Here is a 17,577-nt window from a genome sequence, read left to right as displayed (position 1 = left end):
GCGAAATTATTGACTGAGGCTCACTCCATCCAACTCCGCTACCCAGCCTCGGGGCCTGCACCCCAAGTTGGTACCACCGAGTGCGGTGTTGCGAAATTTCTCCTGCAGATACGCGAAAATTTAGAATGTTACGCCCAAAGATAAGGCGATAAGCGGCCGCTCATCTCTCTATAAAATGAATAGATTACATAAATTGAATGTCATGAGATATCACATGGAGAACCACTCATGACAAAGCTTTCCCGTCGCGCTTTCGCCGCTCTCGTCGCAGCCTCTACCGTCAGCACTTCCTTCGTCTCCACACCCGCATGGAGTGCAGAGACGACCACCAACATCGGTTATCAGCCAATCGTCGAGCCATCCCGCGTGCCGCAGGCGGACGGCGCTTACGAAAAAGCGACGAAAGCCAGGATCAACTGGCAGAAATTCGATGGAGGCGCGGATGTGATCGCCGCCATCGCATCCGGTTCGATCGATATCGGCTATGTAGGATCCTCGCCGCTGGCGGCCGCCGCAAGCCGCCAGTTGCCGATTGAAACCATTGCTCTCGTCGGCCTGATCAGTGAGGCCGAAGCGCTTGCCGTTCGAGGGATTACCAAGCCGGAAGACCTAGCAGGCAAGAAGATTGCCACGCCCTTCGTATCGACGGCCCATTACAGCCTGTTGACGGCCTTGAAGCACTGGAACATTGATCCGAAGACGGTGAACATCCTCAACCTTCGCCCGCCGGAGATTGCTGCTGCGTGGGCGCGTGGTGATATTGATGGCGCCTATGTCTGGGACCCGGTACTTTCCGAGATCAAGAAAACCGGCACCGTGCTTGCCACCTCCGCCGATGTCGCCAACTGGGGCGGCCCGACCTTCGATGCATGGATTGTCAGCAAGAGTTTTGCCGACGCACATCCTGATCTCGTCAAAGCCTTCGTCAAGGTGACGGGCGATGCGACCGCCGCTTACCGCGCCAACCCTGAAGCCTGGAACGCGACGTCGCCGGAAGCTGCGAAGATCGCACGCCTTACCGGTGCCAAGCAGGATGAGGTTCCCGCACTTCTGAAGGGCTACATCTTCCCCACGCTGCAAGAGCAGGCTGGTGCCGATTTGCTCGGCGGACGAACAGTCAAGGCTGTTGCTGCGACCTCGGCTTTCCTCAAGGAGCAAGGCAAAATCCCCGCGACACTCGATGACTATAGCGCATACGTTTCTCCGCGCTGGGTTCAGGACGCAGCCAAACTGTCCTTCTGATCTGTTCAGCGTACCCGAGAACCGGCACGCCGATGCGTACCGGTTCTTCCCGTCGTAATGCGAGGAAATCCATGCTTAGCCGCCTCACCTTTGACACTGTAAGCCTGACCTATCCGGGCGAGAGCAAAGCGTCACCCGATGTTCCGGTCCTCGAGCGTATCAACCTCTCCGTCACCAGCGGTGAGTTCGTTGTGGTTATCGGCAGGTCGGGCTCCGGCAAGACAAGCCTCCTCAATCTGGCGGCCGGTTTCCAAGCTCCGACCTCCGGCACCATATTGCTCGATGGGAAGCCGATATCCGGCCCTGGAGTAGAGAGAGCCGTCGTTTTTCAGGACGACGCGCTTTATCCTTGGCTCAACGCCCGGGACAACATCGCCCTCCCCTTGTCGCTGAAAGACTTACCGCTCGCCGAGCGCCGCAAGATCGCCAATGATCTCTTGATCCGGGTCGGCCTCGAGGGTGCTGGCGACCGGCGCATATGGGAACTGTCGGGCGGAATGCGCCAGCGCGTCGGTATCGCCCGCGCACTTGCCGCAGAACCTCGCTTCCTTTTGCTCGACGAGCCGCTTGGCGCGCTGGACGCCCTGACCCGCACCAAACTGCAGCTGTTCCTCCTTCACATATGGAAGACGAGCCAGTCCGGCGCTCTGCTGATCACGCACAGCATCGAAGAAGCATTGCTGCTGGCAACGCGCATCGTCGTGCTACAGCCAAATCCCGGCCGGATCGGCACGATCCTCGAAAGCGGCTTCGCCGAGGAAATCCTGTCCGGAGCCGATCCACGCAAAGTTCGTCAGTCTCCATTGTTCCGCAGCATGCATGACGGGCTGACGGCGCTTATTCACGATACAGCCGATGAGGACCTTGCAGCATGACGATCCTTGCCGACACTCACCCTGCAAAGATCAAAGCAGAAAGCCACTCCGTGGCCGGACAGCCGGAAGCCGCGCCGTCGCGCCTGCGCGTCCCAACCCTCGTGATCTCGTTTCTAACTGGTCTCACGCTTCTGGGAGCGTGGTGGATAGCGTCTGCCCTCAACGTTGTCTCGCCAGTCTTTCTGCCCTCTCCACCGGTCGTCGCAGCCTCCTTCGGCACGCTGCTCACAACAGGTTTCGTGGATTCCACGCTTTTGGAACACCTTGCCGCAAGTCTCGGTCGCGTGCTTGGCGCTCTGGCCGTATCACTCGCCATCGGTATTCCCGTCGGCCTGCTGATCTCTCTCAGCCGCGTCGGTCGAGGCGTTCTCGACCCGATCGTAGAATTCCTGAGGCCACTGCCACCGCTGGCCTACCTTCCGCTAATCATCATCTGGGTCGGCATCGGTGAAGCCTCGAAGGTAACGGTGATCGCCCTTTCCATGCTGCCACCGATCATCCTGTCGACGAGTGCAGGTGTCAAAGCCGTGCCAAAGGATTTCGTCCATGCCGCCCGTGCCTTCGGCGCCACCCGCACCCAGGTCCTGACACGCGTTTTGCTGCCTGCATCCGTGCCGTCGATCCTGACCGGCATCCGCATCGCGCTCGGCACGGGCTGGTCGACACTTGTGGCAGCCGAACTGGTAGCAGCCACCCGCGGCCTCGGCTTCATGATCCAGTCGGCTGCGCAGTTCCTGGTCACCGATATTGTCATTGCGGGAATAGCAGTCATCGCCATCGTTGCCTTCGCACTCGAATGGCTTGCTCGACTTATAGAGCGCCGCTTCGTGCCGTGGGCCGACACATCACGCCGACGCTGAGCTGATGAGGGCGGGTGACCAAGACTCTCCTGCCCTGTCCTCATTGTTGCGTGCTCGGTTGCAGTGAAAAAAGTGAGAGATGGGACTCTCTTGTACGACGGCTATCCCGTCTCGATATAAGGTCCGCGCAACGTTCTGCGCGCAACGCCTCCTCGTCTTATCGGGATCAACTTCATGTCGAAATCGCTTCACCTCACTGCCTTCATGCGCCCGGTCAGCCTTCATACAGGTGCATGGCGCTATCCAGGTGCTTATCCCGACGCCAATTTCAATTTCGGCCATTTGAAATCCTTCGCGCTGGCGCTGGAGCGAGCAAAGTTCGATGCCTTCTTCATGGCCGATCACCTGGCGGTGTTGAACATGCCCATCGAAGCCTTGAGGCGTAGCCATACGGTCACCTCGTTCGAACCTTTCACCCTCTTATCGGCATTGGCATCGGTAACGGAACGGATCGGTCTTGCGGCAACCGCGTCCACGACCTTCGACGAGCCCTACCATGTCGCGCGCCGGTTTGCCTCGCTGGACCATATCAGCGGTGGACGGGCGGCATGGAACATCGTCACCACATCAAACCCCGATGCCGCCCGCAATTTTGGTCTCTCCGATCATGTGGAGCATGGCGAACGTTACAAGCGTGCGCGCGAATTCTTCGACGTCGTCACCGGCCTGTGGGACAGTTTTGCCGATGACGCAATGATCCGCAATCAGGAAAGCGGCATCTTCTTCGATCCAGACAAGATGCATGTGCTGGACCATAAGGGCGAAGAATTCAGCGTGCGAGGACCGCTGAACATTGCTCGTCCGGTACAGGGTTGGCCCGTCATCGTGCAGGCGGGCCAGTCGGAGCCCGGAAAGCAACTGGCTGCTGAAACGGCCGAAGTCGTCTTTGCCGCACCACGTGATTTAGAGACCGCCAAGGCGCTCTATGCCGATATCAAGGGCCGCATGCCCGCCGCCGGTCGCAATCCTGCGCATCTGAAAATTCTACCCGCCGCAATGATCGTCATCGGCGACAGCGTGGAAGAGGCGAAGGCCAAGCGCTCCAAGCTCGATAGCCTCGTGCATTACGACAGCGCGATCGCCTCACTTTCCATCGCACTCGGCCACGATGCCTCAGGTTTCGATCCCGACGCCCCACTGCCGGAAATCCCTGAGACCAATGCCAGCAAGAGCGGACGCGCGCAGGTGCTGCGGCTTGCCGAGCAGGAAAAACTGACCGTGCGACAACTGGCACAACGCTATGGCGGCTATGCGGGGCTGGCCTTCATCGGCACGCCGAAAACGATCGCAAATGAAATGGAGACGTGGTTGAACGAACAGGCGGCGGATGGCTTCACCTGCGTCTTCCCGTTCCTCCCGCAAGGCCTGGAGGATGTAACGGGTAAGCTTGTGCCGGAATTACAACGGCGCGGCCTATTCCGCAAAGACTACGAGGGCGCAACCTTGAGAGACCATCTTGGCCTGCCGAGACCAACCAATCGCTTCTTCGTGTGATCGCGCGCGCCTTCCGGCAGTATTGCGATCGGAAAGCACATCATTGTCATTATCGGCGCGCTGACAAACCTTATCGCGGGAGCGTCGAAGAACCCAATCCCTCCTTCGAAGGCCGTCGCGGAAGATTATTCCACCAATTTGATAGAAATAGAATGACCGGTCTTCCTAGGTTGCTGGCGTGATCGTAGATTTCATCTACTCACCCTGATCGCCCACCAAAGCAGAAGGCTTCAAATGCCACGTTATGTCATCATCGGAGCCGGCGCGGTCGGCGCGAGTCTGGCCGCCCAGTTTGCCTTGTCCGGAATTGATTATGTCCTGGTCGGGCGGGGCGCTCAAATCAGACACATCAAACACCACGGCCTGACGTTCCGCAGACCTGGGGGCGTGCGACAGATCAACCTTGCGGCCTTTGACCTGGCAGAGCCGCCAGAGTTGCGGGAGGACGACATTCTCCTGCTCACGGTCAAGTCCCAGGATGCCGCCGGTGCGCTGGCTTACTGGTCGTGGCGCGCCGTCGCCGGCTCACCCCTGCCGGCCGCCTTATCCCTGCCAATCGTCACGTTCCAGAATGGTCTTGCCACCGAAGCTGCCGCTCTTCGAACATTTGCCAATGTTTACGGGGCAAGTATTCTGACGCCTGCCCTCTTCACCGAGACCGGCACAGTTGCAGTCGCGGGAGACCCTGAGCTTGGCATCGTCACGGTCGGGCGTTTTCCTGCAGGACGCGATGCCTTGAGCGACCAGATCGCCGCCGACCTCACCAAGGCCGGATATCTGGCCGAAGCCGTCAGCGATATTTCCCGGTGGAAGGCAGCAAAGCTGCTCCACAATGTCCGCAATGTGCTGGAATTATTCGATGGTGACGTTGCCCTTCGCGAACAGATCAGTACGGCGCTCGTTCAAGAGGCAACGCAGGCACTGCACGCCGCGGGATACACTCTCGCATCACCGTCAGAGCGTAGCATCGATATCTCCCACTGGCGTATCGCGCCCGACAGCGGGGTTGCTCCCGGCCAGCAATCGACATGGCAAAGCTTTACGCGGGGGGCCTCGAGCGAGGTCGATTTCCTCAATGGCGAGATCGTGCTTCTTGGGCGTCTTCACGGTATTCTGACCCCTCATAATGAAGCCGTTCAACGTCTGGCAGGTCAGCTTGCCGAAAAGGCCGAGTTCACAAAACCGCTGCCGCTGGAGACGATTGCCGCGCTACTGGATCGGAGCGAAGAACCGGCCCGTGGAGGCCCTGCAATACATCCAGGGCGTACAGTTACCAGTAATTTCAATTCGGCAGCGTGAAGTGGTGCAATGAAAGAAGCCATATCTGACCACATTATCACAGCGGCCGGCACCCTTTTCTATCGCGAGGGCATCAGGGCCGTCGGCATCGACCGCATCATCGAGGAGGCGAAGGTCGCGAAGGCCACGCTTTACCGCCACTTCCCCTCCAAGGATCATCTCGTTGCCGCCTATCTTTCAGCGCGCCATGAGCGGGTTATACAGTCTCTGACCGAGGTTCTATCCTCCGCGCTGTCTCCCAGAGAGCAAATCCAATCGATCTTCGAACGGCTCTATGAGAAAGCGGACAGCCCGGATTTTCGCGGCTGCGCCTTCGCGCTCGCCGTCGCCGAACACGGCGAATCCGAGAAAGTCTGCTCGGTCGCCCGGCGTCACAAGGCAATGGTCCGCGACATTTTCTCCGTCGTTCTGGGCAAGGCAGAAATCCTCGATGATCTGGCTGCCGCCCATCTCTCACTTCTCTACGAGGGAGCGCTTGCGACCGTTGCCGTCGGGCGCGATCCACAGGCCGTCCTGCTGGCGCGCGATTGCGCGCTTGCCGTTTTCGATACGGCCTCCCCTCTTCTCCAGACCCATAGAAAGCAGGCATGATGACAAAGACCATCGATTACTTCTTCAGCATCGGTTCACCCTGGGCCTTCATCGGCCTTGAGCCCTTTGTGGCACTGGCAAATAGACACGGCGCGACCATCAAGCCCCATGTCATTCCGCTGATCGAGGAAAATGGCGCCATCTATTCCCGCAACCGGCCAGAGATACGCCGGGCCTATTGGGTGAAAGACCTCAAACGCTGGGCCGCTTTGCGCGGTAAGCGGCTTAGCTTCGACAACCGGGCGGCTCTTGCCGATCCGACACCGGCTGGTGCTCTCGTAGCGGCCGCTATCGAGGCCGGGCAAGACTGGCTCACTTTGACGCTGGCGCTGCAAGAGGCATTCTGGGTGCGCGGCGAAGATATCGGCAATTCGGCCATTCGACGCGCGATTGCCGATCAAGCGGGCTTCGATGGTGCCGCCTTGGACGAACTCGGACAAAGCCCGGCAATAGAGGCGCAACTGAAGGCAAGCTACGAAACCGCCAAGGCGGCAGGTGTCTTCGGCGTGCCGACCTACCGCTATGAGGATGAGCTCTACTGGGGTCAGGACAGCCTTCCATTCCTGGACCGCCATCTTCAAGGTGAACGTCTCGCAGCCTGAACGGCAACATAGCGAAGGCGTTGGCAGCCCGTCTACCTCAAGAGAGCGGCCGACGTTTCGCATCTAGTGGAATGATTCATGACCAGATTGTCCACCGCCCTCTCGCAATCCTTGCAGAGTTTGCTTGGCGAGCGATTTTCCACGTCGACTGCTCTGCGGGAGCAACACGGGCAAGGCGAAGCCCATCACGCAGCCGCCCTTCCCGATGCCGTCGTCTTTGCCGAAACCACTGAGGAAGTGTCGAAGATCGTCAGGCTCTGCGCGGAAGAGAACGTGCCGGTTATCGCCTTTGGTGCGGGGACTTCGTTGGAAGGACATCTCGCTGCAGTTCAAGGGGGCGTATCCATCGATCTTTCACGCATGGCGAAAATCCTCCGTGTCAGCCCGGAAGATCTGGATTGCTCCGTAGAGGCCGGGGTGACGAGGGAGCAACTGAATGCTGACCTGCGGGATATGGGATTGTTTTTCCCAATCGATCCTGGCGCCAATGCCTCACTCGGCGGCATGGCCGCCACCCGCGCCTCCGGCACCAATGCGGTGCGCTATGGCACCATGCGCGAAAACGTTCTCGGGCTGACGGTGGTGCTGCCGAGCGGACAGATCATCAAGACTGGCGGCCGGGCACGAAAATCCTCGGCAGGTTACGATCTGACGCGGCTTTTCGTCGGCTCGGAAGGCACACTCGGGATCATCACCGAGATCACGCTTCGCCTTTACGGCATACCGGAGACCATCTCGGCAGCGCTTTGCTCGTTCGAAAGTGTCGATCAGGCGGTCGCGACAGCCATCCAGGTCGTGCAGCTCGGCATCCCTGTGGCGCGCATGGAATTGATGGATCGCGGACTGATCAAAGCCGTGAACGACTATTCAGGACTCGATCTCAAAATCCGCGACACGTTGGCCTTTGAGTTTCATGGCTCGCCTGCGGGCGTGCAGGAACAGGTCGAGATGGTGTCGTCAATCGTCCAAGAGAATGGCGGACAGGACTTCGAATGGGCAAACGCCCCTGAGGAGCGTAAGCGGCTATGGAAGGCCCGCCATAACGCTTTTTATGCTGTAGTATCGCAGAGACCGAACGCCAAGGGCTGGTCATCGGATGTCTGTGTGCCGGTCTCGAAGCTCGGCGACTGCATCGTCGCTACAAGAGAGCTCTTGAAGGAATGCAGCGTTCCAGCCGCTATTCTCGGGCATGTGGGGGACGGCAATTACCACGTCGTCTTCGCGGTCGATCCGACCAACGCCGAAGAGCTTGCCGAGGTCGCGGCAATCAACAAGAAGATGGTTCGCTACGCGCTATCGGCAGGCGGCACCTCCACCGGCGAGCATGGCGTCGGCACCGGCAAGATCGCCTATCTTCGCGAAGAACATGGCGATGCGGTCGATCTGATGGCGGTCATCAAGCAGGCTGTCGATCCCGCTGGAATCATGAATCCCGGAAAAATTCTGGCCGGACAGCGCGCTTGAACTCCCGTGAGGGTGAGAGGTCACAATGAACGTCTTCAAATCCCACAGTTCTCACTGGGGCGCTTTTTCCGGACGCCTTGCCAATGGCCGTTTGGATATCAGACCGCACGAAGGTGATCCTTACCCCTCGCCCCTGCTCGGTAATCTGCCTGCCATTGCAGACAGTCCTGCGCGTGTCCGAAATCCCGCGGTCCGACGCGGATGGCTGGAAGCCGGTAGCAATCACAGAGACCGGCGCGGCGCCGACGAGTTCGTGGAAGTGTCCTGGGAACAGGCGGAAGCGCTCGTTGCGGCAGAGCTTGCCCGCATTTATGGTCGCCATGGCCCGGCTTCAGTGTTTGGCGGTTCCTATGGCTGGGCAAGTGCGGGGCGATTTCACCATGCGCAGAGCCAGATCCATCGCTTCTTGAACGTGCTGGGCGGCTATGTACGGTCCGTCAACACCTATAGTTCAGGCGCGGCGATGGTCATCATACCGCATGTCCTTGGACCGTATGACAGCTTCGACCGAAAGAGCGTTACCTGGGACGCGATAGAGCGCAGCACGGAACTTGTGTTGGCCTTCGGCGGAATGGCGATCCGCAATGCCGACGTCCATGGCGGCGGCATCAGCCAGCATCTGGTCCGGCAAAAGCTGACGGGCGCCCAAAAGCGGGGCGCTCGCTTTGTTTCCGTGAGTCCCTTGAGGGACGACTTTGCCGAAGACCTGAAACCTGAATGGCTGGCGATCACACCCGGCACCGACGTCGCGCTTATACTTGGCTTGGCATACACGCTTGTTACCGAAAGGCTACATGATCACGCATTTCTCCGGCGCTACACCGTGGGATACGACACGTTCGAGACGTATCTTCTGGGAAAAGAAGACGGCCGGCCGAAGAGCGCGGACTGGGCAGCCTCAATCTGTGGGATCGATGCTGAAACGATCCGAGCCCTTGCGCGAAGAATGGCAAGTAACCGCACCCTGATCACCGTCAGTCACTCGCTCCAGCGAGCCGATTTTGGCGAACAGCCGGTGTGGATGGGGATCGTGCTGGCAGCGATGCTCGGCCAGATCGGGCTCGATGGCGGCGGCTTTTCCTACTCGCTCGGCGCGCTTGGCAATATCGGCAAGACGCTGCTGGCGGTTCCTCTACCGACACTCAACCAGTTCAAAAATCCTGTCGCAGATTATATTCCCTGCGCCCGGATCGCCGATATGCTTCTCGATCCCGGCGGAGAGTTTCACTATAACGGCCACAGCTTACGCTATCCGGATATCCGTCTGGTCTATTGGGCGGGTGGCAATCCGTTTCATCACCATCAGGATATCAATCGCCTGCGTGCGGCATTCAAGCGTCCTGAGACGATCATCGTTCACGAGTCTGCCTGGACGTCGACGGCGCGACATGCCGACATCGTGCTTCCGGCCACAACCACGCTGGAACGTGACGATATCGGCGCTGCAGACCGCGACCCGCTGATGATCGCAATGAAACGGCTGATCGATCCCGTCGGTGCGGCAAGAGACGATTACGATATCTTCGCCGGAATCGCGCAGCAACTCGGAAAGTCAGATAAGTTTACCGAAGGGCGCAGCAGCCGCGAATGGCTGGCCTTTCTCTACGAAACAACCCGCTCGGCGCTGGAAGCGCAGGGCCACGACGCGCCGGATTTCGAAACGTTCTGGCAGCGCGGCGAGCTTGTCCTGCCGACGAAGGCTGATGATGGCGGCCCGGCCCATGCCTTTCGGGCAGATCCGGAGGCCGCGCCGCTGCCGACACCTTCGGGAAAGATCGAGATATTCTCAAGGACGGTCGAGAGCTTCGGTTATGACGACTGCAAGGGCCATCCACGCTGGTACCCGGCGCGAAGCGAAACTGAAGGTGAAGCAGATCTCTATCAGCTTCACCTCGTCTGCAACCAGCCCCGGCAGCGGCTTCACAGCCAGCTCGACTATGGCGATTTCAGCCGTTCCAACAAGATCAAAGACCGAGAGCCCGTTCGTATTCATCCGGAGGACGCCAGCCGACGCGGTATTTCCGAGGGCGATATTGTCCGGCTCTTCAATGCAAGAGGCAGTTGCCTCGCAGGCGCGCTCTTGAGCGACGACGTGAAGCCAGGCGTTCTGCAGCTTTCGACGGGTGCCTGGTTCGAGCCGGACGATCCCGCGGCAAAGCGCACGATGTGCATCCACGGCAACCCCAACATTCTGACCCGCGATATCGGCACCTCGAAACTCGCACAGGGCTCGACCGGCCAGATCGCCAGGGTCGAGGTCGAGCGCTATGCGGGCGAACCGCCGAAGGTGAGAATCTTCGAGGCCATCACTTTCGGAACGGGCGACGAGAAATTGGCGGTCTCACGCCGATACGCCTCAAAGCCGGCCGGCACTGGTTCCAACCGGCGCTGAAACAGCAATCCAACCAGCAGCGAAAATGGCGGCAAATTAATCCCCTAAAACTATAGAAAAAGAACAACCAGTCTTTCTCTCTGCCGCGTCACTGTTAGATTAGGCGTCAAGATAAACCCATCAACGCAAGGGGGCTGCTCATGACCGAACTATGTAGAAGCGAGCGCGCTCTTAACGCTGGCAAGCGTTCGACACGTTCTGGCCAGCGCTAACAGCACGCTCTTCCTTTCATCGATGGGCTTTCGACATCTCGTCGCGTGCGCGGCGGGGACGGACATTCGCATGCTTTGCGGGGCCGTTCGACAGCCAGATCATCCCAAGATTTTCAATATTTCACTCAGGACTACATCATGGTCAGACATCTCTCACTGCCTTCTTTTTCCCGACGCAAGCTGCTGGTCACGGCGTCGATCGCAGCCTCCGCGGCGCTCTTCCTTTCGGCCACCGCACCGCTGCCAGCACAGGCAGCGGACCGCCCGCATGATGGCGGCGATATCACATTCCTTATCGACTCCCTCGGCGATACATGGATTCCCAACAACAGCGCCATATCGAGCTTTCAGGGCCACATCTGGGGCCATGTCACCGACAAGCTGGTCTATGTCGATGCCGAGGGCAAGGTGAGCCCGTGGATCGCTGAGAAGTGGGAGCAGAACGACACGGCGACGGAGTTCACGCTTCACCTGAAGAGCGGCGTGACCTTTTCGGATGGCGAACCCCTGGACGCGAATGCCGTCGTTGCCAATCTGAACATCTGGTATGCGGGCCGCAAGAACGAAGGCATCAACCCGATCGGCCTCTTCCCCAAAACCTATGACCGTGCCGAAGCCGTGGATGCGAAAACGGTGAAGGTCTTCTTCAAGAAGCCAACGCTCGGCTTCATTCCGACGCTCGGCTATCACGGCTCGATCCTCATCTCTCCCAAGACGATCGCCCAGCCTGCGAGCGTGCAGGCGGACCTCAGCAAAACGGTTGGCAGCGGCCCCTATGTGGTGAAAAGCTGGAAGGAGGGCGATCATGTCACCCTCGTCAAGCGCAAGGATTACAACTGGGGACCGGCTGCGGTCGGCCATACGGGTCCTGCCTATCTCGACAGCATTACCTATAAGCTCGTTTCCGAGCCGTCGCTTCGCGTGGCATCGGTTCAGTCCGGCCAGGCAGATGTCGCCTATAATGCCTCTCCCCAGGAACTGAAGTCGCTGAAGGAAGAAGGCTTTACAATCGCCACGCCGCGCTATCTCGGCTTCGTCAATGGTTGGGCGGTCAATACCAAGCTTGCGCCTTACGACGATGTGAAGGTTCGCCAGGCGCTTCAGGCGGCGATCAACCGCCAGGAGATCATCGACACCGTTTATACACCGGACTGGAAGCTCGCGACCTCGTTCATTCAAAGCAATGTGCCAGGCGCGACCGACCATAGCGACCTGCTCGCCTATAACCCCGACAAGGCGGAAAAGCTTCTGGATGAAGCGGGCTGGGTAAAGGGTGCCAACGGCGTGCGCGTCAAGGATGGCAAACCGCTGGAGATCACCCTTCACTCCAACCCCTATCTTGCAACCTCCAAGTCGGTCGATGAGCTGATTGCCCAGCAGCTTGGCAAGGTGGGCTGGAAGGTGAATATCCGCGCTTACGACGTCGTGACCTTCGGCGAAAAGGTCAAATTCGGCGGGTCTGCGGTTCCAGCTTACGAAGTCACGCGCAGCTTCATCGACGCGGGCACGGTCGCCAGCATCCTGACCAATGCCAATAATGGTGAAAACTGGTTTGCACTGGATGAGCGCGACAGCGTGCTGAACGAACTACGCGACAAGATCGCCGGCGCGGGCTCGATCGAAGAGCGCAAGCCGCTGCTCGACAAGCTGCAGCAATATGTTCTGGAGCAGGCCTACTTCATTCCGCGGACACAGATCGTTCAGCGCATCTACGTTCAGTCACCGAAGCTCAAGGGCGAAGTCTATAACGGCATTGCCTATGCCAGCTACTACACCGCCTACCTTTCCGACCTGTCCGAGTGAGATGAAAGCCAGGAGGTGACGCTATGAGCAACGCATACCTTACCTACGCCGCCAAGCGGCTCGGCCAGGCGATCATCGTCATCCTTCTGGCCTATGTCTTCACCTTCGTCGTCGTCAGCATCCTGCCTGGCGACCCGATCACCAGCGTGCTGCGCAATCCGCAAAACGGCTTTACCGAACAGGAAATCGCCGAAATCATTGCAGCGCAAGGCTTGGACAAGCCGATCCTCGTCCAGCTCTGGAATTCGCTTTCGGCCTTTCTGACCGGCGATCTCGGCATGTCGATGCGCTCCAACCGGCCGGTTTCGACGCTGATCACCGAGGTCCTGCCTTCAACGCTGGTCCTTGCCGCCTCGGGCATTGCAGTGGCACTGACCTTGGCCTTCGCAGTGGCTTATGGAACGCAGGTGGTGCCGAAGAAGTACGGGCAAGGAGTGCTGCGCGCCTTTCCCTCGCTGTTTCTATCGACGCCGAATTTCGTCATCGGTTTGTTCCTTATCCACCTCTTCGGCTTTCAGCTGAGACTGTTTCGCGTTATCGAGCCGGACAGTTTCTGGGCGACTTTCTTCGCCGCCGTCACTATCGGTATCCCGTTTTCCGCACAGATCGCCGAAGTGCTGATCGCCAATCTCGATCACGAAGCTGAGCAGGATTATGCAGCCGTCGCCCGCAGTCGCGGCATCCCTCCCTCTCGCCTCTTCACCAGCCATCTTCTGAAGCCCGCTGCACTTCCAGTCGTCACCGTGATCGCGCTCACAGTGGGCGAACTTCTCGGTAATTCTCTGATCACCGAGACCGTCTTCGGGCGCACAGGGATCGGCAGCCTGGTGCAACGATCGGTCAGCACGCAGGACCTGCCGGTTCTGCAAGCCATCGTATCGCTCGGCGCTGTCGTCTTCGTCGTCGTCAACCTGATCGCAGATCTTCTCTATCCGCTTCTCGATCCGAGGGTGAAACTCATCGTCGACCGCAAGCGCCGCCAGAGGGTCGCCAATGACGCTGCCCCCGCACTGGAAGCAGGAGCAAAGCCATGAGCCTTTTTTCCGATACTATCTCCGCTGCCAGTCCGCTGGAACGACTGAAAGGTCTCAACATCCCGGCGACCGTCGCGCTTTCCTTTCTGGTCATCGCAATCGTCATGGCCTGGTCGGTCGCGCCGCAACTCTTCACCAGCCACAGCCCTATTAATGGCGTTCCGGCAGACAAGCTGCTCGCACCGAGTCTAGAGCACTGGTTCGGAACGGATCATCTGGGACGCGATGTCTATTCGCGTGTGGTTTATGGCACGGCATCATCCGTCTCCAGCGCGCTCGTGGCCGTCATCATCGGTGTGGTCATCGGAGGGGTGATCGGCCTTCTCGCAGGCTTCTTCGGGGGGTGGGTCGATGTCGTTTTCGCCCGTTTTGTCGATGTGCTGCTGTCGATCCCGAAATTCCTGCTTGCCGTCATCGTCGTGACCGCCATCGGCTTCGAGACCATCAACGCAGCGATTGCAACGGGCATATCGGCCATTGCCTTTTTTGCCCGCGTCGCACGCGCCGAAGTGATGAAGACGCGTCAGGCTACCTTTGTGGAGGCGTCCTTTCTGCTCGGTGGCTCGCGCGGCTTCATCGTCCTTCGCCACGTTCTTCCAAATGCGTCCCGCTCCATGCTGCCGCTTGCGGTGCTGCAATTCGGCGAGTCCATTCTCGTCATCGCCAGCCTTGCCTTCCTTGGCTACGGCGACCCACCACCCTCATCCGACTGGGGCCTGCTGATCTCGATCGGCAAGGACTATCTCAAATGGCCCTGGCTCGTTTATGCGCCCGCGTTCGTAACGATCGTGACCGTCCTCTCTGCAAACAGGATCAGCCGATGGCTTCGCAAATCGCATTGAGACCCGTCTTTCAGAAAACCGATTTCACCGCTCCAACACTCGTGCCTGCGACATCTCTGCTGAAAGTGGAAGAGCTCTCGGTCTCCTATGGCCGGCAAGAAGTCGTCCATCGTGTCGGCTTCGAGATCCGGCAGGGCGAGAGCCTCGCCCTGATCGGAGAATCAGGCTCTGGCAAATCCACGATCGCCAAGGCGGTGCTCAGGCTTCTGCCCAATGGGGCAAGCGCCTCCGGTCGTGTCCTCTTCGAAAAGGAGAATATTCTCGGACTTTCGGAGCGTCGTTTCAGGCCACTTCGAGGCCGTGACATAGGCTTTGTTCCGCAGGACCCGGCGAACGCGCTGAACCCCGTGAGGACGATCGGATCACAGGCTCAGGAGGCTGCTGCGTTGTCCGATCAAGCAGACCCGGCGGCGCGCAAATCGCTGATCCTCGATACTTTGGCAAAGGTCGGTCTCGACAACCCGCAACGCGTCTTCGAGTCCTATCCGCACCAGCTTTCAGGCGGCATGCTGCAACGCGTGCTGATCGCCCTCGCGATCCTGCCACGGCCTTCGCTTCTGGTCGCCGACGAGCCGACCTCGGCGCTCGACGTCACCGTGCAGAAACGCATTCTCGACTTGCTGTCGCGGTTGAAGGAAGACATGAACATCAGCATGCTGCTCATCACCCATGATCTTGCGATCGCGGCAGAACGGGCCGAAAGCCTGATCGTGTTGAAGAACGGTGCCGTACAGGAGGCGGGGCGAACATCTGCCGTCTTCTCCTCACCAACCTCGTCCTATGCCCGGAAGCTGCATGGCGACGTTCCCGCGCTCAATCCGAGCCGCTATGCGACCTTACGCGATCCCGGTTTCGATCGCCTCGGCGATAAGGGTAAGACGAAAATCTCGGTCAACGGCGTGACCAAGCGCTTTTCCGTCGATGGCAAGATCTTGACGGCGGTGGACAATATCTCCTTCTCGGTTGCCCGCCGGAACGACTCACGCGCTTGTCGGCGAATCCGGTTCCGGCAAGACGACGACCATCCGCCTGCTGCTGGGGCTGGACGAGCCGGAAAACGGGTCGATCTCTGTCGCAGGCGAGCAAGTCAGCAGCAGGGACGTTTCGTCGCTTCGATCCGTATGGCGGCATCTTCAGCTTGTCTATCAAAACCCGTTTACATCGCTCGATCCCACATGGAAGGTCGAGCAGCTCGTTCGCGAGCCGCTGGACCGTTTCCAGATCGGCACGCGCGAAGAGCGCGATGCCGCCGTCAGGCAAGCGCTTGCCGATGTCGGCTTGAGCGAGCATCTGCTACAGCGCAAGCCTTCCGCCCTTTCCGGCGGGCAGCGTCAACGTGTGGCGATCGCCCGCGCCCTCGTTCTCAAACCAGACGTGATCGTGCTGGATGAACCGACCTCGGCTCTCGATGTCAGCGTCCAGGCCGATATTGTCGAGGTCCTCTTGTCGCTCCAGGCAAAGCTCGGCCTGACCTATGTCTTCGTCTCGCATGATCTGGCGCTGGTTCGTCAACTCGCGCATACCGTTTCGGTCATGCAGAAGGGACGCATCGTCGAGCACGGCACCGTTTCGGACGTCTTCGGCAATCCAAAGCACGACTACACCGTATCACTGCTGAACTCGATCCCTTCCGGTACGGCTGGAACGTCCGCTGCACCTTTTATCCGGCCTGCCCGTCAGAAGGAGTACACCGCATGAATATGGCGGCGCCGTCTCTTAACCTCCCCGCCTCCTTCCGGCCAAAGCAACGGCTCGGTTTCAATACGCGGGTGTCGTTCAATGACGATGACGGCCCGGCCGAAGGGTTGAGGCAAGGTATCGAACTGTTCAAGCAGGCCGAACGGCTCGGCTATCAATCAGGCTGGGCTTATCAACGCCATTTCGACCACTACCTGTCTTCGCCCCTGCCCTTCTTCGCGGCCGCCGGACAACATACGCGCCACATCACGCTTGGCTCTGCCGTCATTCCCATGCGCTACCAAGACCCCATCCTGTTGGCCGAGGCGGCAGGAACCACCGATCTTCTGATAGGCGGTCGACTGGAACTTGCGCTTGCGACGGGAGCGAACGGGGCATTCGATGCCGTTTTCGGCGCGGTCGAGACGGACGCCAGAACAGAGGCAAAGCGTCGTCAGTCCCGCTTTCTCGCCGCCATCTCCGGGGAAGTTCTGCACACTGTTACGGAGAAGGACAAAGGCGCTGCTCCAGGGGCTGAGTTGCGCGTTACGCCGCATAGTCCCAGCTTGCGAAGCCGCATCCGGCAAGGCTCTTCCAGCATCGCCTCGGCGATCCAAGCCGCCGAACTCGGCATCGGCCTGATTTGCGGAACGGTCCTGCACGATCAGGAGGACGGAGAAAGCTTCGGCCATTATCAGGCAAGGATCATCGAGGCTTATCGCAGCCACTGGCTTCGCCTCTGGAAGACGACACCGCCGCCGGTTGCCGTGGCGGCATCCATTCTGGTGAGCACGACCCCGGAACTGCGCGCGACCTATGCAGCCTATGACCTCGAGCGGCGCACGGCCGGGATCGGAGCATCGCGTCCGAAGGGGGCGTTGCCGCCTGCAGGCCCGCCCGCGGGAGCAATGATTTCTCCCGTCTTTCAGGGCAAGCCTGATGAGGTAATAGAGCAGGTCTTCCGTGATCCGGGACTGGCAGCGGCAGACGAACTCGTGCTGTTCCTGCCTCCTGCCTTTAGACTGTCCGAAAACATCAGATTGCTCACGGATTTCGTCACCACGGTCGCTCCCTCTCTAGGATGGCGGGCCACACAACATCACGAAGGGCAGGAATAGGGGCCGCGAGGTTTTCGCTCGCGGGAGACGGGCTGGCAATATTTTCTACAATTTCCATAGAAATAGAAAGAC

At 59.4% G+C, this 17,577-nt stretch carries 13 protein-coding genes and 1 pseudogene; all 14 read left to right on the top strand.

The genetic code is table 11. The features are described 5' to 3' along the window. Positions 1-228: 228 nt before the first annotated feature. Positions 229-1,242, top strand: coding sequence for a taurine ABC transporter substrate-binding protein (gene tauA / locus QE408_RS08110; protein WP_306929977.1), 1,014 nt, complete (start codon positions 229-231; stop codon positions 1,240-1,242). A gap of 71 nt (positions 1,243-1,313) precedes the next feature. After that, positions 1,314-2,117 carry a taurine ABC transporter ATP-binding protein gene (locus QE408_RS08105; protein WP_306929975.1) on the top strand — a complete coding sequence of 268 codons (804 nt, stop codon included), beginning with the start codon at positions 1,314-1,316 and terminating at the stop codon, positions 2,115-2,117. After that, positions 2,114-2,977 carry an ABC transporter permease subunit gene (locus QE408_RS08100; protein ID WP_306929974.1) on the top strand — a complete coding sequence of 288 codons (864 nt, stop codon included), beginning with the start codon at positions 2,114-2,116 and terminating at the stop codon, positions 2,975-2,977. Before QE408_RS08105 ends, QE408_RS08100 begins: the two co-directional genes overlap by 4 nt. A 174-nt stretch (positions 2,978-3,151) precedes the next feature. Further along, a complete protein-coding gene (locus tag QE408_RS08095; protein ID WP_306929973.1) occupies positions 3,152-4,471 on the top strand; it encodes an LLM class flavin-dependent oxidoreductase in 1,320 nt (439 codons plus the stop codon). Between the two features lie 234 nt (positions 4,472-4,705). Next, positions 4,706-5,770 carry a ketopantoate reductase family protein gene (locus QE408_RS08090; RefSeq protein WP_306929971.1) on the top strand — a complete coding sequence of 355 codons (1,065 nt, stop codon included), beginning with the start codon at positions 4,706-4,708 and terminating at the stop codon, positions 5,768-5,770. A 9-nt stretch (positions 5,771-5,779) separates the two neighbouring features. After that, positions 5,780-6,361, top strand: coding sequence for a TetR/AcrR family transcriptional regulator (locus QE408_RS08085; protein ID WP_306929970.1), 582 nt, complete (start codon positions 5,780-5,782; stop codon positions 6,359-6,361). Then, complete coding sequence (locus QE408_RS08080) at positions 6,361-6,963, top strand: 2-hydroxychromene-2-carboxylate isomerase (RefSeq protein ID WP_306930261.1); 603 nt, start codon at positions 6,361-6,363, stop codon at positions 6,961-6,963. Before QE408_RS08085 ends, QE408_RS08080 begins: the two co-directional genes overlap by 1 nt. Positions 6,964-7,041: 78 nt before the next feature. After that, on the top strand, positions 7,042-8,427 hold the full coding sequence (locus QE408_RS08075) for an FAD-binding oxidoreductase (protein WP_306929968.1): 1,386 nt from the start codon (positions 7,042-7,044) through the stop codon (positions 8,425-8,427). Between the two features lie 25 nt (positions 8,428-8,452). Beyond that, entirely contained in the window at positions 8,453-10,819 is a 2,367-nt protein-coding gene (locus tag QE408_RS08070) for a molybdopterin-dependent oxidoreductase (RefSeq protein ID WP_306929966.1), read from the top strand. Positions 10,820-11,169: 350 nt separating this feature from the next. Continuing rightward, on the top strand, positions 11,170-12,834 hold the full coding sequence (locus QE408_RS08065) for an ABC transporter substrate-binding protein (protein WP_306929964.1): 1,665 nt from the start codon (positions 11,170-11,172) through the stop codon (positions 12,832-12,834). Between the two features lie 23 nt (positions 12,835-12,857). After that, entirely contained in the window at positions 12,858-13,868 is a 1,011-nt protein-coding gene (locus QE408_RS08060) for an ABC transporter permease (RefSeq protein ID WP_306929962.1), read from the top strand. After that, positions 13,865-14,710, top strand: a complete 846-nt coding sequence (locus QE408_RS08055; protein ID WP_306929960.1) for an ABC transporter permease — start codon at positions 13,865-13,867, stop codon at positions 14,708-14,710. Before QE408_RS08060 ends, QE408_RS08055 begins: the two co-directional genes overlap by 4 nt. Beyond that, positions 14,689-16,408: pseudogene (locus QE408_RS08050) on the top strand (dipeptide ABC transporter ATP-binding protein). The gene QE408_RS08055 and the pseudogene QE408_RS08050 overlap by 22 nt, the downstream one beginning before the upstream one ends. Then, on the top strand, positions 16,405-17,505 hold the full coding sequence (locus QE408_RS08045; protein WP_306929959.1) for an LLM class flavin-dependent oxidoreductase: 1,101 nt from the start codon (positions 16,405-16,407) through the stop codon (positions 17,503-17,505). Before QE408_RS08050 ends, QE408_RS08045 begins: the two are co-directional and overlap by 4 nt. Positions 17,506-17,577 lie beyond the last annotated feature (72 nt).

Source organism: Agrobacterium larrymoorei (genome assembly GCF_030819275.1).
GTDB classification, from domain to species: Bacteria; Pseudomonadota; Alphaproteobacteria; order Rhizobiales; family Rhizobiaceae; genus Agrobacterium; species Agrobacterium larrymoorei_B.
The sequence above is the reverse complement of the archived record's forward strand: the minus strand, read 5'-3'. Positions and strand labels throughout refer to the sequence as shown.